This is a genomic window from Halorubrum sp. BV1, from assembly GCF_000746205.1.
GTDB lineage: Archaea > Halobacteriota > Halobacteria > Halobacteriales > Haloferacaceae > Halorubrum.
The window spans coordinates 87902-105161 of record NZ_JQKV01000002.1 but is presented as its reverse complement, the minus strand read 5'-3'; the positions used below and the strand labels follow the sequence as shown (position 1 = coordinate 105161).

Here is a 17260-nt window from a genome sequence, read left to right as displayed (position 1 = left end):
GAGAACCCCCGAAGCGGTCGCGAGTCCCTCACGAACGATCGGCACAACACCCATATGCGTCCCCCCGAATCGTCCGATATGTCACTCGCCGACCGATCGACGTTCAAACGTCGGCTCGACGACCTCGGGGTCACCGTCAGCGAGGGCCCCGAGAGCGCGTGTCGCGATCTGATAGCCGAAGCTGCTGGCGATCCGGCCGTGGGCGTCTCCGACGCGCCGCTCCCAGACCGGATCGAGACCGAGCCGACGACCGCCGACCTGCGGGCGGCCCACACCGGCGTCACCGACGCCGAACTGGGCGTCGCCGAGTACGGCAGCGTCGCGATCGAAGCCGACGCCGCCGGCACGGAGCCGGTGAGCCTCTTCGTCGACCGCCACGTCGTCGTCCTCCGCGAGCGCGACCTCGTCCCCGACATGCCGGACGCGTTCGACTGGCTCGGCCCGAAGACCCGCGAGGGCTCGGTCGACGTCGTGTTCGCGACCGGCCCGAGCGCGACCGCCGACATGGGCGGGCTCGTCCACGGCGCGCATGGTCCGAAGGAGGTCCACGTGGTGTTGCTTCGGGAGGACGGGGAGACGAAAGACGGTGAATCGGCGGCGGCCGAAGGGGGGGACCTCGATGAGTAGCGACGCCGCGAAGGCCGACCGGATCCGCGAGCTGATGGCGACCGAGGGCGACGCGGTCGCAGCAAACACTCGCGGGTTCAACGAGGGACGGTACGAGTCGACGTCGCGGCTCGACGACTACGAGGAACTGAAAGGCGAGGCGCGCGCGATAAAGGAGGACGCGATCGCGCGGCTCCCGGAGCTAATCGAGGAGGTGAAAGCGACCGTCGAGGCGAACGGCGGGACGGTCTACGTCGCCGACGACGCCGCCGACGCGAACCGGTACATCACTGAGCTGACGGCCGACGAGCGCGACGCCGACCGGCTGGTAAAGTCGAAGTCGATGACGTCCGAGGAGATCGAGGTCAACGAGGCGCTCGAAGCCGAGGGCGTCGACGTGGTCGAGACCGACCTCGGCGAGTGGGTGCTCCAGCTGGCCGACGAGGCCCCGTCACACATCGTCGCGCCGGCGATCCACAAGTCCCGCGAGGGGATAGCGGAGCTGTTCGCAGAGCGGTTCGACCCGGCGGAGCCGCCGGAGACCGCGGAGGAGCTGACGATGTTCGCTCGCGAGCGGCTCGGCGAGCTGATCGAGGACGCCGACGTGGGGATGACGGGCGCGAACTTCATCGCGGCCGACTCGGGCACGATGCTGCTCGTCACGAGCGAGGGGAACGCCCGCAAGACGGTGACCGCGACGGACACCCACGTCGCGGTCGCGGGCGTCGAGAAGATCGTTCCGAGCGTCGAGGAGTTCGCCCCGTTCGTCGAGCTGATCGGTCGGTCGGGGACCGGACAGGACGTGACCTCCTACATCTCGACGCTCACGCCGCCGGTCGACTCCCCGGTTCCGGATTTCCAAGAGGACGGCGAACCGCTCGCTGGCGGCGATCCCGACGACGGCGCGAGCGACGGCACCGGCGACGACCGCGACTTCCACCTCGTTCTGATCGACAACGGCCGGCTGGCGATGCGCGAGGACGAGGAGCTGAAAGAGACGCTGTACTGCATCCGGTGTTCGGCCTGCTCGAACTCCTGCGGGAACTTCCAGAGCGTCGGGGGCCACGCGTTCGGCGGCGAGACGTACTCCGGCGGCATCGCCACCGGCTGGGAGGCCGGCATCGAGGGACTCGACACCGCCGCCGAGTTCAACGATCTGTGTACCGGCTGCTCGCGCTGCGTGCCGGCGTGTCCCGTCGAGATCGACATCCCGTGGATTAACACGGTCGTGCGTGACCGGATCAACCGCGGCGAGGCCGACCCTGGCCAGACGGACTGGATGTTCGAGGAGCTGGTGCCCGACGAGGAGCCCGCGGGCCTCGACCTCGGTACCCGGATCGTGGGCAACTACGAGACGCTCGCGAAGTGGGGAAGCAGGACCGCGCCGATAGCGAACCGGCTCGCTGACGTCGGGCCGCTCCGCGCGCTCGGCGAGCGGGTCGCCGGGATCGACCGCCGGCGCGACCTCCCCGACTTCGCGAGCCAGCCGCTCGTCGACTGGTTCGAGGCGCGCGGCGGGGCCGCGGTGTCGCCCGAGGACGCGAGCCGCGAGGCCGTCCTCTACCCGGACACCGCGACCAACTACGTCGACGTCGACCGCGGGAAGGCGGCCGTGCGCGCGCTGGAAGCGCTCGACGTGCACGTCAGGGTTCCCGACCTCCCGGGCAGCGGCCGGCCGCCGCTCTCACAGGGGATGGTCTCGACGGCCGAGGCGAAGGCCGAAGACGTGTACGCCGGGCTCGCGCGCCACGTCGATGCCGGCCGCGACGTGGTCGTCATCGAGCCGAGCGACCTCGGGATGTTCCGACGCGAGTACGAGAAGTTCCTCCCCGAGGCGTCTCACGAGCGGCTCGCCGACGCCAGCTACGACGTGATGGAGTACCTGTTCGGCCTGTTGGACAACGGCGGCGACCCGGCCGCGCTTCGCGCGCCGGCCGAGGGGACCGGCCCCGTCGCGTCCGGGGCGCGCGTCGCGTACCACCCGCACTGTCAGGCCCGGACGATCGGCGTCGGCGAGCACGCCACCGCGGTGATGGAGCGACTCGGCTACGACGTCCGAACCTCCGACACCGAGTGCTGCGGGATGGCCGGCTCGTTCGGCTACAAGCACGACTACTACGAGCTGAGCATGGACGTGGGCGAGCCCATCCGCGAGCAGTTCGGCGACACCGACCGGACGGTCGTCGCCGCCGGCACGTCGTGTACCGAACAGATCGACGCGCTGCTCGGTGACGCGCCGATGCATCCGGTCGAGCTCGTCGCCCCGCGGGAGTGACGCCACCGTCGCTGGCCCGAGCTGACGACCGCTGCGAGCGGACCGCGGTCGGTCGCGACCGCACCGTCTGACGGGCGTCGTTCGACAACGAACGCTTATTAGGCGCGCTCGTGACCGTGTCTGATATGAACGCGGCTCCACAGGAGATCACGTCGCTCGTCGGTCGTGAGGTGTACTCGAACAACGGGGTTTTCGTCGGTGAGATCGAGGATGTGCGTCTCGATCTGGACGCGCAGGCGGTGACCGGGCTCGCCCTCGCCGAACTCAACCACGAGCTGTTCGCGGGGCGCGTCGAGCGGAACACCGGCGTCATCGTCCCGTACCGATGGGTGCGCGCGGTCGGCGACGTGGTCTTAGTCAACGACGTCATCGAGCGGTTCGACACCGGATCCGACGAGGACGAGGCCGACGTCGGGCAAGCGCCCCGGTAACCGACCGATCGACACCGTCTAGAACGGTAACGCGTCGCGAAGGGCCGACAAGACGCCGCCGCTCGTCCGCCGCTTCTCGTCGAAGACGGGGTACACCGCGTCGAGGAGTTCCGTCTCGTTCTCGAACTGCCGCTGAGGAAGCTCGTCGAGTACCGCATCGAGCGAGACCGTCCGCCCCGCGGCGTCGTACGGGATCTCCGGGTCGTCGAGCGCGCCGACGATCTCCTCGCTCGTCGCGGGGAACGACACGCCAGCCTCCTCGATTCGGGCGTCGAGCACGGCGATCCCGAACTCGATCGCCTCGGGTTCCGAGGATCCGCCGCCGGGTGGGCGTGCTGCCATCGAGACGGCGTACTCACCCCGAACGCTTGAAACCCATGCTCTCGGCTTCACGCGGGCGGGGATTCCTGCTCACTCGAGTACCCTCACTCACTCGGGTACCGACTCTTCCGGCGGTGCGGCGTCAAGCACGGCGAGTTCGATTCCGTCGCCGGCGCGGTCGAATGCGGCGACCGCGTCATCGTCGTACGGCGGGACGGCGACGAGCACGATCGCGGCGAGATCGTCGGTCTTCGAGACCCCGAGGAACCCCTTCGGATGCGAGAGGAACCGCGCGCCGCCGCGGCCGACGGGCGTCCCGAGGTCGACGCCGAACACGGCGTTCACCGCGCCGCCGACGCCGGCAGGAGTAAAGTGCGTTAACACGGGTGTCTCCGGATCGAGCCCGGTGGGCTCCTCGAAGTCGCCGGCGGCCGTCGACGAGAGCCGGAGGTTCGTCGCGGCCGGATCGCGGTCGGCGGCGTGGTCAAGCAAGACCGTCAACAGGCCGCGCGTGACGTGGATCACGGCGATCGGACTCCGACCATCAGCTCAGATACCGATCGCGTCGCGGAGCGTCTTCGCGTACAGTCCCGGTGCCTTGCATCTGGACCCCGAGAGCGCGTCCTCGACCGCGATCGCGGCCCGCTCGTGGACGCCGACGCCGTGGCCGACTAACACACGATCGGGATTCCGCCCCGAGAGGGCGGTCGTCGGGGGCGTAAGCCGGAGCATCGGGTGGACGCCGAGCCGCTCGCGGTCGCCCCGGAAGTACGACGCGGAGCCGAGCGACTCGGGAACGATGAGCGTCTCCCCGTCGAAGAAGCCGACCTCTTGCCACGGCGGCACGGTGCTGTCGCGGATTCGAACCGTCTCAAAGCCGGTGTTGGCCAGCCGCGACCCGAACCGTTCGACCGGTGCGTCGAGGTCGTCCGCGACCCCGGTCATCCAGTCAGCGACGTAGACGGGAACGTCGTGGCGGTTCGCGATCGTCGCCGCGTCGCGCTTGTGGCGGTCGAGTCCGACGACGACGCCGGCGACGGTGCCGAGTTCCGCGAGAAGGTCGTCGACGCCCGGCGCGTCGACCGGGTCGAACACCCACACGTCGCTCTCTCCCGCCTCGTCGTTCGAGACCGCGACGGCGTGGCTCGCGCGCTCCATCGTCTCGTTCGGGTAGGCGATCCAGCCGACGCCGCGCTCGTGTCGGTCGATCTCGTGGAGGTCGGCCTCGCCGTCCGCTTTCATTCCCATACCGCCCATTCGGGCCGAATCCCTTTCAACCCGTCTCCGGCGGAAGAGGTGGAGCCATCGAGGAAGCCGCGGCCGCTACGACTCAGTCTCGGCGACGATCCGCTCGCGGATGTCGCCCGCGTCGACCGGAGCCCACGCCTCGACGTCGTACGTCACGTCCGCGAGCGTCTCCAGTCGGTCGACGTCACCGTTCTTGATGGCCGCGACCGCGTCCGCGGAGAGCCGATCGAGCACCGCCGTAGAGAGCGCCTCGCGGTCGACGCTCCGCTCCGGCACGTCGAGGATGTGCGGGAGGTCCTCGGCGTCGGGCGGGAGCGACGGGAAGGCGGCGGGACCGACAGCGAGCGCGACGCGATCCGACGAGTCGCCCGTCGTAGCGGCGTCGTTCGCGTCCGGCGACGCGACCGCGTCCGGCGACGCCGCGCCCGCCGTCTCTCTGCCCTCCGAGAGCGCGTCCGGCGGCGCGGGGACGAGCGCGTACTCCGCGATTGCGACGTCGATGGCGGCTGTGATGGCCTCCTCGTCGACCGCCGCGCGCTGTTTGAACGCGAGCTCTGCGAGCGCCCGAGAGAGTTCCGCGCGCGTGAGCCACTCGAAGAGGTCGACGACTCCGGCGAGGTCGTCGCGGGCCGCCACGCTCGGCGCGTCCTCCGCCGTCACGTCTCGTCCCCCGGAGTTGTGTCGGGTGCGCTGTCCTCCGCCGTCCGGTGGCCGTTCCGGCGCTGGCGTACGTCCTCGGCCCTCGCCCGTTCCGCGGCGGGAGCGGCCGTCGCGGTCTCAGTGATGTCTGCGAGATCGGCGCTCGCCGCCTCGGCGACGTCGGCGGGCGATATCGGCGCGTCCCTCCACGCCGGCAGTCGCGTGTCCGGTCCCGGCGGCGCGAGCGCGTCGGCGTACGTTTCGACCTGTGCGCGCTCGTCCTCCCGGTCGAACGCGAGCCCGTTGAACGCGGCGTCGGTCTCGTAGCCGCGGATCAGGTCTGCGGCCGCCTCGCGGTAGCGGCCCGCGAGCGTGTCGTACGCGACCGAGACGCCGGTGCTCTCGACCGCCCGGAGCGTCGCCGCCCCCACGGCTCGGCTCATGTCCGCGAGCCCCGTCGGGCCGTCGACGGAGCGGTGGTCGTGCTCGTACCGTCCGAGATCGACCTGCGCGCTGTCCGCGAAGCCGGCGTGTTCGAACGCCTCGCCGAGCGTCCCGACTTCCAACCCCCAGCCGCGCTGAAGGCGGAGCCGCGAGACGAGGTCGCTCGTCGCCGCGAACTCGCCCGCCAGCGCGTAGCGGAACGCGTCGAGGTACGCCACAACCTCCTCGTCGCCGCCGGCGTCGTCGGCGATCGCTCGTACGAGCGGCCGGAAGAACAGCCGGAAGAGCCGCCCGTACAGCGACCCGTCCTCGACGCGGGCGTAGTACCCCTTCGAGAACTCGTGGCCCCGAGCGAGCGGGAAGAGGAGACGGTTGACGAACGCGGGCGAGTACGTCTTCGTGTCGGCGTCGTGGACGACGACGTACTCCGAATCGAGCGCGCGGCCGAGTCCGAGCCACACGTCACGTCCCTTCCCGCGGCTGCCGTCGAGCCCGTGGTCGCGGAGCAGGTCGGCGAGACGGGGGCCACCACACCAGAGCGTCTCCACGTCGACGTCGAATCCGTCGAGCCAGCGGACGAACGGCTCCACGCGCTCTGCGGGAGCGCGGAGGGGAACGATCACGCGGGCCGGCGCGACGGTTTCGAGCGCGTTCAGGACGCGCTCGGCCGCGAGCGTTCCGTACTCGCGTTCCGTCATCGGCACCACGACCGCCGCCCGGCCGGTGGGGGCGTCCGGCCGGTGATCGGTCAACGCGTGCAAGGTCGTCACGCGTTCTTGGACGTACTCCATTGGGAGAAGACAGGGGCGCGACACCCTAAATAGGTGCGATACCCGCGGTGCGTTCCGGTCCCGGTCTCCGCCGGATCCCGCGACCAACGACATGGTGTCGACTCCGGTCAGCCTTGGACGACACTGGTCGACTCCGGTCAGCCTTGAACGACACTGGTCGACTCCGGTCGACTCCGATAGTCGCTCTCAGGCCGCGGGTTCCACGCCGGCCGCGCCGCCCGGCACGCGGCCCGCTCGATCGAGGACCGCGTACGCGGCGACGAGGACGCCGAGTCCGCCGGCGAGCGCGAGGAAGACGGCGTCGTAGCTCGCGCCGGCCTCGATCGCCTCGCCGACGACCCACGACCCGACGGCCTGCGTGGACATCATTCCGGCCGAGAACACGGCGTACGCCGACGCCCGCGATTCGTCCGGCAGCGACGCGAGGAGGTAGGTGTCGCCCGCGGGAAACAGCATGTGGACCGCGAACCCGACGACGACGCTCGCCGCGACGACGGCGGCGACCCCCGACGCGAAGACGACGAAGACGACGCCGACGATAAACGTCGAGACGATCCCGAGGAGATACGGGACGTGCGGGAGCCGGTCGGCGAGGTCGCCTGAGACGAGGAACGCGGGCACGCCGGCGGCGAAGATCACCGTGAGCAGGTTGCGCGCGGTCGCCGGCGGCAGCCCCTTGTCTATCATGTACAGCTCGTAGAAGTTGAACAGCCCCTGCCAGACGAAGCTCGTGAGCCCCATCAACACGACGCCCGTGAGGATGAGCTTCCACTCTCCCCGCGCGGCACCGGCGAAGTCGGTGTCTTGTGCGCCGGCGTTCGGGAGGTCGGTCCGGTTCGCGAGCGCGACGAAGACGAGCGTGGTTCCGGCGGCGACCGCGGCGAGCCCGTAGAAGGCGACTCGCCAGTCGTACCACAGCGCGACGGTGACGACCGGCGCGGCGGCGACGGCAGCCAACTGGCTCGCCATCCCGTGGACGCCCATCACGCGACCGACGCGGTCGGGGAACAGCTCCGCGATGAACGGGTTCGCGGCCACGAAGTAGACGCCCGAGCCGCAGCCGACGGCGAACGCGGCGACCATCAGCGTCGGCACGCCGGGGGCCAGCGCGACGCCGAGCGCGCCGAGCGTCACCACCGCACCGGACGCGAGGACGACGACCTGCCGCGAGATGCGGGTGAGCGCCCATCCGGCCGGAATCCGGGGCGCGGCCGAGCCGAGCCACGCGAGCGTGACGATGAGTCCGGCGGTCCCCTCGCCGATCCCGAACTCCCCGATGAACTCCCCCACGAGCGGGGCGAACACGACCCGCGCGAAGTTCACGAGGAAGACGAGGGCACAGAGCGAGCCGAACAGCCGAGTCCGTGACACGGGCGGCCTTTCTCGCGGTGTGAGACAAACGTTGCGAAAGGCCGGAGCGCGTGGCGGGTCGAGACACGCTGACCGCTGTCCAAGCGCACGGCCACGGGTCGCGACCGGTCGCGCCGTCCGACCGACGTCGTACGGGGTTTTTATACAGCCACGCGATCAACGAGGATTCATGAAATCGACACGGAAGGGACTGCGGGACGGCGACCTGTTCAAGGACACATACGAGCGGCTCAACTGCGCCGAGTGCGAGATGGTCTTGAAAAAGAAGAACGATCCCGACGAAGTGTTCGCGGTCCGCGTCTGCCCGGAGTGCGGAGCGACGTACAAGGAACTCCGGTAGCGGTCCCCGTCCCCGGATCGATCGTCACCGCCGACCGAGACCTCCGCCTTTGCGGCCGGGATCGGTCTCTCCCTCCGCTCGCGTCGCCGTTTTCCTCTCGAGTTCGGAACGCGTCTCAGAGCGTCACCCCCCGCGAGCTACTCGAACACCGCGTCGAACGCGGACGCGCCGAGCGGGTCGAACGTGCCGGCCGCGACGTTCTCGCGGACGTGATCGATGTCGGTCGTCCCGACGAGCGACGACGTGACGCCCGGCGCGCTCCGCGCGAAGTTGAGCGCTCGCTGGGCCGGCGTCTCGCCGGCGAGCGCCGCGTCGACGTCGTCCGGGATCGCGCCCTCGACCGCGAGGTCACCCTGTCCGATGCTCGCGCTCGTCACCACCGAGAGACCGGCCTCGTGGGCGAATTCCAGCGCCGAGAGCGGACCGTCGACGTCGGAGCGGGGCGGTGCCGGCTGGTTCGCTCGCGTGAACGCGTCGGCCATTGCGACGTTGAACGGGAGTTGGACCACCTCGAAGCCGTGGTCGTCGTCCGGGCCGACGGCCGCGCCGGCGGCCTCGGCTCGCGAGAGCACCTCGGCGAGCGAGAGGTACCCCTCCGCACCGGCGGGCACGCGGAACGCGTCCCACGTCGCGACGCCGTACGCGCCGATATCGCCCGCGGCTCGCCGCCGCTCCAACAGCCTGAATGCGGCCTCCAGCTGGTCGTACACCTCGTCTCGGGAACGGACGGCGAGCTGCGTCTCCGGGTTGTGCACGTAAAAGTAGTCGACCGCGTCGAGCCCGAGCCGCTCCAGCGACCGGTCGAGCGACCACGACAGATACGCCGGCGCGATCGCGTGCGCGCCGTTCGCGAGGTGGGTGCGGTCGACGATCCCCGGATCGAGGAACCGCTCGCGGACGTACGCGCCCGGGTCGTCGGGACGCTCGCCGTCGAACGGGAGGAACCCGCCCTTCGTCGACACGACGACCGCCTCGCGGTCTGTCGGCGACCGGCGGACCGCCTCGCCGACGACGCGCTCCGCACGCCCGGCGCGGTAGTTACTCGCGGTGTCGACGTGGTTCACGCCGGACCGGAGTGCGAGTTCGATCGCCGCCCGGGAGTCGTCGTCGACCGTGGCCGTGGGCTCGCCGAGGTACGTCCCGATCCCCACGCTCGCGGCCACGCCCGGTCCGAACCGCCTGAAGTACGTCCGGCCGAAGGCGTCGCCGAACGCGTCGCGGTAGTTCCAGAGGGATTCGCGGGTCGCCATGCGTGTGGGTTCCGGCCGTCGAGGACATAAGTCGCGTGCACGCGGTCAGTCTCAGCCGGATGAGGTAGCCGAATCGAAAAATCGGCGTCAGACGCGTGCAAGACGGCGACACAACGATTATACGTTATCCGAGAGTTCGTGATACAATGGCCTCGCTCACCGACCACCTGTCCGACCTCGTCGAGGACGCGGACGCCGCGCTGTTGTTCTCGCCGACCAGTTCGTTTCACGACCGGTTCGTCGACGACGGCGGCGGCGACGATCCCGACATCGTCGTCGTCGCGCCCGATAACGACGTCGACGCCGAGGTGTTCGTCGAGTTACCCCTCCCGTTCGACAACGTCAAAGACCGGATCCGGTTCGGCATCGAGGGCGCGATGGACGCCGACCTCGTGACCGAGGGCGACGCGGTCGTCTGTATCGCGTCGGTGTTCGACGGCGGCTCCGACGCCGTGATCCGCGTCACCGCCGACGAGACGATCCACACCGGCATCTACGATCTGTTCGTCAACTCCCGGGCCGAGCCGAGCGTCATTCGCGACGTCTTCGAGGTCGCCATCGAACTCGGCAAGAAGGGACAGAAAGGGAAGCCGGTGGGCGCGCTGTTCGTCGTCGGCGACGCGGGGAAGGTGATGAACAAATCGCGGCCGCTGTCGTACAACCCCTTCGAGAAGTCGCACGTCCACGTCGGCGACCCCATCGTCAACGTGATGTTGAAGGAGTTCTCGCGGCTCGACGGCGCGTTCGTCGTCTCCGACTCCGGGAAGATCGTCTCCGCGTACCGCTACCTCGAACCGGGCGCGGAGGGCGTCGACATCCCGAAGGGGCTCGGCGCGCGCCACATGGCCGGCGGCGCGATCACCCGCGACACGAACGCGACCGCGATCGTGCTCTCGGAGTCCGACGGGCTCGTGCGAGCGTTCAAGGCCGGCGAACTCGTCTTAGAGATCGACCCGGAGGAGTACTGAAACGATGTCCACGGTCACGAGCGCGCTCGCCGGGGCGGTCGCGGCCGTCCCCGACCGGCTCTGGCTCGCCCTGTTCGTGCTCGCGTTCGGGCTCGTCGCGGCGTACGTCGTCGGCGTGATCAACCGCCGGCTGTTGACGAGAGCCGGGATCCCCGAAGTCATCGAGGGGACCGCCTTCGAGCGGACCGCCCGCGAGTTCGACACCTCCACGGTCCACATCCTCGCGCAGTTGTCGAGTTACTTCATCCTCGCCGTCGCGGTCATCGTCGCGCTCACGGTCGCCGACGTGAACTACCTCGAACAGTTCTGGTCCGGCGTCGCGGCCTTCCTTCCCCGCGTGTTCGTCGCCGTCATCGTCCTCATCGTGGGCGTCGTCGTCGGCGACAAGGCGGAACTGCTCGTCACCGAGCGGCTTCGTGGGATCAAACTGCCCGAACTCGGCGTGTTCCCGCCGCTCGTCAAGTACAGCGTGGTGTACGTCGCCGCGCTCGTCGCCCTCGGACAGGTCGGCGTCCAGACGCTCGCGCTCGTCGTGCTGCTCGCGGCGTTCGCGCTGGCGATCGTGTTGTTCGCCGCGCTGGCGACGAAGGATCTCGTCGCCTCGGCCGCCGCGGGCGTCTTCCTCCTGTTGCGACAGCCGTACGGGATCGGCGACGAGGTCCGCGTCGCGGGCGAACGGGGAATCGTACAAGAGGTCGACCTGTTCGTCACGCGCATCGAGGCCGACGGCGAGGAGCATGTGCTCCCGAACCACTCCGTGTTCCGCGACGGGATCGTGTTGATCCGGGAGTAGGACTCGCCTCGACGCCGTCACGCCGACCCCCGGTGTGCGTATCGCCGTGTGACCGTCAAGGACGTGCATGGCACCGACGCTCGTGGGTGCGGCGGTCGGCGCGCTGCTCGCGGCGACGTCGCCTACGGCGTGATCACGGCGCGGCCGTCGATCTCGCCGTGTTCGAGCTTTTCTGCGACGGTGTTCACGTCGCCGAGGTCGTACCGGCTGGTGTGCAGATCCACGTCGCCCTGCTCGACGAGCGCGACGAGTTCCTGCAGTTCGGCGTACCGTCCGACGATGTTGCCGACGAACGAGAACTCGCCGTTCACGAGCGCCTGTGACGGCTCGTGGATGTGGCCGCCGTAGCCGATGATATGGTGGTCGCCGCCGGCGGCGGTGACGTCGGGCGCGTAGGCTGTCGTCTGGTCCGCGCCGACGAAGTCCAGCACCTGCGCGGCACCCGTCCCGTCGGTGATGGACTCGACTTCGGCAGGCACGTCGGCCTCGGTCGGGTTGACGAGATGGTCGGCACCGTATCGGTCGGCGAGATCGAGCGCGGCGTCTTTCACGTCGACCGCGGTGATCCGCGCCGCGCTCATCGCGTCGAGACACTGGAGCCCGATGTGGCCGAGTCCCCCGATGCCGATGACGACCGCGTGGTCGCCGGGATTCAACTCGCCGACCGCCTTCTTCGCCGCGTGGTACGCCGTGATGCCGGCGTCGGCGTGCGGCGCGATATCCACCGGATCGACGCCGCCCGGGAGCGGGATCACGGAGCGCTCGCTGGTGTGAAGGTAGTCGGCGAAGCCGCCGTCCGTCGTCAGCCCGTTGAACGCGTCGTTCTCGCAGTACATCGTCTCGCCGAGTCGGCAGGGCCGACAGGTGCCGCAGGTCTGTACGGGGTGACAGATCACTGCGTCGCCTTCGGAGACGATCTCGACGTCTTCGCCCGTCTCGACCACGGTCCCCGCGTTCTCGTGGCCCAAGGTCATCGGGAGGTCCTGTGGAACGTACTCCTCCCACATCCCCTCAATGATGTGATTGTCGGTCTGACACCAGCCCGCGCCCTCGACCTCGACTATCACGTCGCTGGCTCCGGTCGCGTGCGGCCGGTCGACCTCGTCGATCTGCAGTCCCTCCGTCATGTCGTCCGTGTACTCGTGGAGTCGGGCAGCTTGCATGTGAGACACTGTCTCGTTTCCTCCTGCATAAACGTTCGTTATAGTCTTGTAATTATACTGAACGATCCTTATTGTTATGTGTGGTCGGACCACACATCGAAGCGCATGTACGAGATGGCCGGTGAGGAGATCTTCGTCATCGACGGGCACGTCCACCTGTGGGACGCTCGCACGGAGAACATCACGCACGAGGGGGGCGAGCAGTTCATCCAGTGTTTCTACGATTATCACACGGGATTCACGCCGGAGGAGAAGCAGTGGGACATGGAGGAGTACCGTCACTACGGCGCAGACCGGATGGCGACCGACCTGTTCGGGAACGCGGCGGCCGACATGGCGATTTTCCAGCCCACGTACCTCACGGAGTTCTACGACGAGGGGTTCAACACGACGGAACAGAACGCCGAACTCGCGGAGGAGTACCCGGAGCGATTCGTCTTGAACGGGAGCTTCGATCCCCGTGACGGCGAGGAGGGCCTGCGCTACCTCGAACACCTCAAAGAGGAGTACGACATCCCCGGCGTAAAGCTGTACACGGCCGCGTGGCGCGGCGATTCGAAGGGGTGGCGGCTTGACAGCGACGACGCCTTCGAGTTCCTAGAGAAGTGCGCCGACCTCGGGATCGAGAACATCAACGCCCACAAGGGACCGACGATCCGGCCGCTCAACCGCGACGCCTTCGACGTGAAAGACATCGACGACGCGGCCTCGTCGTTCCCCGAACTCAACTTCATCGTCAACCACGTGGGACTCCCGCGGCTCGACGACTTCTGTTGGATCGCGGCCCAGGAGCCGAACGTCTACGGCGGGCTCGCGGTCGCGTCGGCGATGTCGACGAACCGGAAACGGAAGTTCGGCGAAATCATGGGCGAGCTGCTCTACTGGCTCGGCGAAGACCGGATCCTGTTCGGCTCCGACTACGCGCTGTGGAACCCCGACTGGCTCGTCGATCAGGTGATGAACGCCGAACTCACAGACGAGCAGCGCGACGAGTACGGCGTCGAACTCGACGTCGACACGATGAAGAAGGTCATGGGCGAGAACGCCGCCCGGCTGTACGACATCGACATCGAGGAGAAGAAACGCCAGTTCCGCGACGACGCCGTCACCGAGCGGTTCGATCTGGCCGACCACTACGGCGGCGACGCGGGGGCCGCGGCGGACTGATGTCTGGAAGCCGCACAAATACCGGCGGGGATGCCGGAGCCGCCGACACCGCCGACGCCGCGGAGCTGACGGACGGCCCGCGGACTGCGGCGATTCGCGACAGACTCGACCGCGTCGAGGACCCGGAACTGGCCCGGTCGATCGTCGAACTCGACTACGTCGACACGATCGAGGCCGACGGCGGACGCGTGCTCGTGCAGTTCACCCTGCCGACCGCGTGGTGTTCGCCGGCGTTCGCGTGGATGATGGCCGTCGACGCCCGCGACGAGGTCGAGTCGCTCGCGTGGGTCGAGACCGCGCGGATCGAACTGTGCGACCACATGCACGACGAGGAGATCACCACCGGCGTCAACGCCCGCGACACCTTCGGCGAGACGTTCCCGGACGCCGACGGCGGCGTCGCCGAAGTCAGGGCCGCCATCGCCGACAAGGCCCGGGTCTCGCGACAGCGCGAGGCGATCGCGACGCTGCTCGACGCCGGCGTCGACCCGGCGCAGATCGTCGCGCTCGACCGCGACGACGTGACGCTCGACGGCGAGGCCGCGCACGTCGAACTCGACGGGTTCTCCGTCGTCGTCGACCGCGACCCGATCGAGACGTACGTGAACCGGGCGGCCGAAAGCGGCCACGTCACCGACGCCGGTGACACGCTGTTTCTGACGCCCGAGGGCGATCGGATCGCGCCCGACAGGCTCGACCGGGTCCAGAAGCGCGCCCGCCTCGCCGACGTCAACATGAGCGGACAGGGCGCGGTGTGCGACGCGCTCCACAGGGCTCGCCACGGGTCGGACGACGAGAGCGGATAAGCGCGCCCCGGCTCGGCCTCGTCACCGTATCGGTCCGAGCCCGCCGAGTCCGCCGCCGGCTCCGCCGGAACGCCCGTCTTCGTCGGGTTCGCCGTGGCCGTCTTTTTGCAGGCCGTGTCGACCGCGGTCGGCCCACTCGTCGCGACTCCAGCCGCACGCCGGACAGTCGCCGTCTCCCCAGTCGAACGGTTCGCCACAGCCGAGACAGGCGGTGTCAGTGTTCACGGATCGGAATACGTTCCGAACGACAAAAGCGTTCACCGCGGGCTGGTCGACCGGCTTCGACGCGAACCGCCGTCACCGCCCGAATCCGGTCGGCGGCTCGGCGCGACGGGAGCGACGGCCTCGCCTCCGTCGGCTCGGCGCGTCGGCCTCACGGGATGTGCCGCTCCGGCCGCCGCGTTCGTCGACGTGGTTTCGAGCCGTCGCGTACGCCTCTCGGACGCGTCGGAACGACTCCTCGTCGCCGCCCTGGTCGGGGTGCGTCTCCTTGACGCGCTCGCGGTACGCGCGTTTCACCTCGTCGCCGTCGGCGTCGCGGGGGACGTCAAGCTCGTCGAACGCGGCGGCGACCGGATCGGGAGCCGACCCGGCGGCACCCTTCCGTTCTCCCCAGTCGGGCTCGGTCACGTCGAAGGGCAACCGGCGGCCGAGCCCGCGGCCGGGCATCTCGTGTTCACAGAGCACCGTGTACACGCCTTCTCCCTCCAGTCTGAAGTAGTCGTGCGCGTCGAACGTGATGGCGACGTCGCGCTCGGGTAGATAAAACGGAACGCCGACCTCGCCGAGCGCGTGATCCTCGGTGAACCGGATGTCCGTCGCGGTCAGGTAGTCTCGGATCTCGCGGCGGCGGCGCTCGTCGCCCGCGTGCTGTCGGCCGTCGCTCGCCGTCCCACCGGGAGCGATGAGCCTGTCGCCGAGGTAGAAGACGAGCGCGACGACGCCGGAGGCGACGATGCCGGCCGCGACCCCGAGGAGGACCCACGTCGGCAGCGCGGTGACGGATTCGACGGCCACGATACTCGTTGCGGTTCGTCGCGTATCAACCTCTCGCTCGATCCGGGTCCGGGCGGCCGATAGACGCGGGTCTGGAAGAGAACGGCGCGCAGCGTCGGCGGTGAGCGGCCGCCCTCAGATCAGACCCTTCGCTTCGAGCCCGTCGAGGATGTCGTCGACGAGCGCCTCCGCCGACTCGTACGGGAACTCCTGTTCGCCGCCGAGTTTCGAGGCTAACTCCATCGCGGTGACGCGCACGTCTCCGGCCTCGAACGTCGTCGTCGGACCGTCGGGGAGCACCGGGACGAGGTCCATCTGGGACTCGACCGGGTAGTCCGCGCCGTCGAAGGCGTCCAAGAACTGTTCGCGAAGCTCAGATCTCACGTCGCTCATACACCCCAGTCCAGTGAGTGACCGCAAAAGCGTTGCGACACACAGAGCGGGCGTCTGCGAGGACTCAGTCGTCGAAACGCCGATCCGCCTCAGTCGTCGTCGGCCCGCGGCGTCTCGGCGGCCGCCTCCTGATCCCCTCCCTCGCGCGGCCCGCCCGCGTGGCCCTCGTGAGCGACGGCGGTCGCCATGAGTTCGGCTGAGATGGCGGGCACCTCGTCGTCCGCGACGGGACCGTCGCGGGCGATCGACTCCTTCGAGCGGGGGAACTCGCGAAGTTCCTTGTGGATCGCGAGTCCGGCCTTCGCGCCCTGTCCCATCGCGACGGGCACCTGATTGTGCCCGGGCGTCACGTCGCCGACGGCGTACACGCCCTCGACGCTCGTACGGCCGTGGTCGTCGACGTCGACCGCGCCGTCGTCGGTGAGATCGCAGCCGAGCCCCTTCGCGAGCCCGGTGTTGTAATCGGAGCCGTACATCGGGAAGCCGCCACGGTACTCGCGGGTCGTCCCGTCCTCGAACTCCAAGGCGTCGAGCCAGCCGGAGTCGGGATCGTTTACCACGCCGGCGATGTCCTCGTGAACGACGTCGACCGGGTGCGCCTCCAGTTGGGCCGCGGTCTCGTCGCTCCACGTCGGCTCCGCGCCGCGGGTCAGAAGGTCCACCTCGTCGGTGACGTTGAGCATGATCATCGCGACGTGGGCGGCCGCCTCGCCGTGTCCCATCACGTACACCGGCTCGTCGACGAACATGTAGGCGTCACAGTGGAGGCAGTAGTGCAGTCCCCTGCCGGTCCGCGGGAGCGGCGGGTCGGGACGCTCATCGGAGAACCCGGTCGCGAGCACGACGCGGTCGGCGCGAAGCTCGTCGTCGCCGAGCGAGAGCCGGAACCGACCGTCGTCGGTGTGTTCGACGTCGGTGACGAACCCGCGCTCGAACGTGCCGCCGTATGACTGCACCTGCTCGCGACCGGTCGCGAGGAACTCGTTGCCGGAGGTCTCCTCGGTGACGCCGATAACGTTGTGGGTGTCCGCCATCATCGCCGCTCGGCCGCCGCCCCGGTCGACGAGCACCGTGTCGTGACCTAATCGAGCGCCGTACAGCGCGGTCGTCAGCCCGGCGGGGCCGCCGCCGACCACCGCGATATCGTAGTCGTCGTCGGACGAACTCATTACCGCTAATTGGGCGTCCTCCGGTTTAAATGGCGTCGTGCTGTGCGCGCGCCGCGACCAGCCCGCGGTCACGTCCGGCGGCGGTCGGG

Annotated in this window: 20 protein-coding genes; 8 read left to right on the top strand and 12 right to left on the bottom strand. The window is 69.2% G+C overall.

From position 1 onward, the window contains the following. The first annotated feature begins 78 nt into the window (after positions 1-78). From EP28_RS05030 to EP28_RS05020, 3 genes are all read left to right on the top strand, one after another. The gene (locus EP28_RS05030; protein ID WP_049982927.1) at positions 79-627 is read left to right on the top strand and encodes an LUD domain-containing protein; all 549 of its coding nucleotides are present in this window, start codon (positions 79-81) and stop codon (positions 625-627) included. Next, positions 620-2881: an LUD domain-containing protein gene (locus EP28_RS05025; RefSeq protein ID WP_049982926.1), complete on the top strand. Its 2262-nt coding sequence runs from the start codon at positions 620-622 to the stop codon at positions 2879-2881. The genes EP28_RS05030 and EP28_RS05025 overlap by 8 nt, the downstream gene beginning before the upstream one ends. 125 nt (positions 2882-3006) lie before the next feature. After that, positions 3007-3312, top strand: coding sequence for a PRC-barrel domain-containing protein (locus EP28_RS05020; protein WP_049982925.1), 306 nt, complete (start codon positions 3007-3009; stop codon positions 3310-3312). A gap of 18 nt (positions 3313-3330) precedes the next feature. Here the strand turns inward: EP28_RS05020 and EP28_RS05015 are convergent, their stop codons facing one another. The 6 genes from EP28_RS05015 to EP28_RS04990 all read right to left on the bottom strand — a co-directional run bounded on the left by EP28_RS05015 (position 3331) and on the right by EP28_RS04990 (position 8126). Further along, positions 3331-3654 carry a DUF5789 family protein gene (locus EP28_RS05015; RefSeq protein ID WP_049982924.1) on the bottom strand — a complete coding sequence of 108 codons (324 nt, stop codon included), beginning with the start codon at positions 3652-3654 and terminating at the stop codon, positions 3331-3333. A gap of 87 nt (positions 3655-3741) precedes the next feature. Further along, entirely contained in the window at positions 3742-4158 is a 417-nt protein-coding gene (locus EP28_RS05010) for a JAB/MPN domain protein-containing protein (protein WP_049982923.1), read from the bottom strand. A 24-nt stretch (positions 4159-4182) separates the two neighbouring features. Then, positions 4183-4875, bottom strand: a complete 693-nt coding sequence (locus EP28_RS05005; RefSeq protein WP_049983600.1) for a hypothetical protein — start codon at positions 4873-4875, stop codon at positions 4183-4185. Between the two features lie 81 nt (positions 4876-4956). After that, complete coding sequence (locus EP28_RS05000) at positions 4957-5541, bottom strand: DUF7109 family protein (RefSeq protein WP_049982922.1); 585 nt, start codon at positions 5539-5541, stop codon at positions 4957-4959. Next, on the bottom strand, positions 5538-6755 hold the full coding sequence (locus EP28_RS04995; protein WP_230455261.1) for a glycosyltransferase family protein: 1218 nt from the start codon (positions 6753-6755) through the stop codon (positions 5538-5540). The genes EP28_RS05000 and EP28_RS04995 overlap by 4 nt, the downstream gene beginning before the upstream one ends. 186 nt (positions 6756-6941) lie before the next feature. Next, positions 6942-8126 carry an MFS transporter gene (locus tag EP28_RS04990; RefSeq protein ID WP_049982921.1) on the bottom strand — a complete coding sequence of 395 codons (1185 nt, stop codon included), beginning with the start codon at positions 8124-8126 and terminating at the stop codon, positions 6942-6944. Between the two features lie 169 nt (positions 8127-8295). Between EP28_RS04990 and EP28_RS14365 the strand changes: the two genes are divergently transcribed. After that, positions 8296-8466, top strand: coding sequence for an HVO_0758 family zinc finger protein (locus tag EP28_RS14365; protein ID WP_196219610.1), 171 nt, complete (start codon positions 8296-8298; stop codon positions 8464-8466). 137 nt (positions 8467-8603) lie between these two features. On the opposite strand, the gene EP28_RS04985 is transcribed toward EP28_RS14365, so the two are convergent. Continuing rightward, positions 8604-9716, bottom strand: a complete 1113-nt coding sequence (locus EP28_RS04985) for an aldo/keto reductase (RefSeq protein ID WP_049982920.1) — start codon at positions 9714-9716, stop codon at positions 8604-8606. A 146-nt stretch (positions 9717-9862) separates the two neighbouring features. On the opposite strand from EP28_RS04985, the gene dacZ reads away from it, so the two are divergent. After that, complete coding sequence (gene dacZ, locus EP28_RS04980) at positions 9863-10684, top strand: diadenylate cyclase DacZ (protein ID WP_049982919.1); 822 nt, start codon at positions 9863-9865, stop codon at positions 10682-10684. Positions 10685-10688: 4 nt separating this feature from the next. After that, positions 10689-11477 carry a mechanosensitive ion channel family protein gene (locus tag EP28_RS04975; protein WP_049982918.1) on the top strand — a complete coding sequence of 263 codons (789 nt, stop codon included), beginning with the start codon at positions 10689-10691 and terminating at the stop codon, positions 11475-11477. A gap of 122 nt (positions 11478-11599) precedes the next feature. Here EP28_RS04975 and EP28_RS04970 read toward each other — a convergent pair whose 3' ends face one another. After that, complete coding sequence (locus EP28_RS04970) at positions 11600-12640, bottom strand: NAD(P)-dependent alcohol dehydrogenase (RefSeq protein WP_049982917.1); 1041 nt, start codon at positions 12638-12640, stop codon at positions 11600-11602. A 105-nt stretch (positions 12641-12745) separates the two neighbouring features. On the opposite strand from EP28_RS04970, the gene EP28_RS04965 reads away from it, so the two are divergent. Next, positions 12746-13807, top strand: coding sequence for an amidohydrolase family protein (locus EP28_RS04965; RefSeq protein ID WP_049982916.1), 1062 nt, complete (start codon positions 12746-12748; stop codon positions 13805-13807). Next, positions 13807-14613, top strand: coding sequence for an iron-sulfur cluster assembly protein (locus tag EP28_RS04960; RefSeq protein ID WP_049982915.1), 807 nt, complete (start codon positions 13807-13809; stop codon positions 14611-14613). The genes EP28_RS04965 and EP28_RS04960 overlap by 1 nt, the downstream gene beginning before the upstream one ends. 21 nt (positions 14614-14634) lie before the next feature. Here the strand turns inward: EP28_RS04960 and EP28_RS04955 are convergent, their stop codons facing one another. From EP28_RS04955 to EP28_RS04940, 4 genes are all read right to left on the bottom strand, one after another. Beyond that, positions 14635-14838 (bottom strand): hypothetical protein, encoded by a 204-nt coding sequence (locus EP28_RS04955; RefSeq protein WP_049982914.1) that lies wholly within the window; start codon positions 14836-14838, stop codon positions 14635-14637. Positions 14839-14910: 72 nt separating this feature from the next. Beyond that, complete coding sequence (locus EP28_RS04950; protein WP_049982913.1) at positions 14911-15630, bottom strand: J domain-containing protein; 720 nt, start codon at positions 15628-15630, stop codon at positions 14911-14913. A gap of 114 nt (positions 15631-15744) precedes the next feature. Continuing rightward, positions 15745-16002, bottom strand: coding sequence for an MTH865 family protein (locus EP28_RS04945; protein ID WP_049982912.1), 258 nt, complete (start codon positions 16000-16002; stop codon positions 15745-15747). A gap of 89 nt (positions 16003-16091) precedes the next feature. Next, complete coding sequence (locus EP28_RS04940; protein WP_049982911.1) at positions 16092-17171, bottom strand: NAD(P)/FAD-dependent oxidoreductase; 1080 nt, start codon at positions 17169-17171, stop codon at positions 16092-16094. Positions 17172-17260 lie beyond the last annotated feature (89 nt).

What these genes read in the sequence shown, in the direction of transcription:
- EP28_RS05015 (WP_049982924.1), bottom strand. Translation starts at nt 3,654, where the DNA reads ATGGCAGCACGCCCACCCGGCGGCGGATCCTCGGAACCCGAGGCGATC.
- EP28_RS14365 (WP_196219610.1), top strand. Translation starts at nt 8,296, where the DNA reads ATGAAATCGACACGGAAGGGACTGCGGGACGGCGACCTGTTCAAGGAC.
- EP28_RS05020 (WP_049982925.1), top strand. Translation starts at nt 3,007, where the DNA reads ATGAACGCGGCTCCACAGGAGATCACGTCGCTCGTCGGTCGTGAGGTG.
- EP28_RS04975 (WP_049982918.1), top strand. Translation starts at nt 10,689, where the DNA reads ATGTCCACGGTCACGAGCGCGCTCGCCGGGGCGGTCGCGGCCGTCCCC.
- dacZ (WP_049982919.1), top strand. Translation starts at nt 9,863, where the DNA reads ATGGCCTCGCTCACCGACCACCTGTCCGACCTCGTCGAGGACGCGGAC.
- EP28_RS04945 (WP_049982912.1), bottom strand. Translation starts at nt 16,002, where the DNA reads ATGAGCGACGTGAGATCTGAGCTTCGCGAACAGTTCTTGGACGCCTTC.
- EP28_RS04965 (WP_049982916.1), top strand. Translation starts at nt 12,746, where the DNA reads ATGTACGAGATGGCCGGTGAGGAGATCTTCGTCATCGACGGGCACGTC.
- EP28_RS04970 (WP_049982917.1), bottom strand. Translation starts at nt 12,640, where the DNA reads ATGCAAGCTGCCCGACTCCACGAGTACACGGACGACATGACGGAGGGA.
- EP28_RS05030 (WP_049982927.1), top strand. Translation starts at nt 79, where the DNA reads ATGTCACTCGCCGACCGATCGACGTTCAAACGTCGGCTCGACGACCTC.
- EP28_RS04960 (WP_049982915.1), top strand. Translation starts at nt 13,807, where the DNA reads ATGTCTGGAAGCCGCACAAATACCGGCGGGGATGCCGGAGCCGCCGAC.
- EP28_RS04940 (WP_049982911.1), bottom strand. Translation starts at nt 17,171, where the DNA reads ATGAGTTCGTCCGACGACGACTACGATATCGCGGTGGTCGGCGGCGGC.
- EP28_RS05025 (WP_049982926.1), top strand. Translation starts at nt 620, where the DNA reads ATGAGTAGCGACGCCGCGAAGGCCGACCGGATCCGCGAGCTGATGGCG.
- EP28_RS04995 (WP_230455261.1), bottom strand. Translation starts at nt 6,755, where the DNA reads ATGGAGTACGTCCAAGAACGCGTGACGACCTTGCACGCGTTGACCGAT.
- EP28_RS04985 (WP_049982920.1), bottom strand. Translation starts at nt 9,716, where the DNA reads ATGGCGACCCGCGAATCCCTCTGGAACTACCGCGACGCGTTCGGCGAC.
- EP28_RS05005 (WP_049983600.1), bottom strand. Translation starts at nt 4,875, where the DNA reads ATGAAAGCGGACGGCGAGGCCGACCTCCACGAGATCGACCGACACGAG.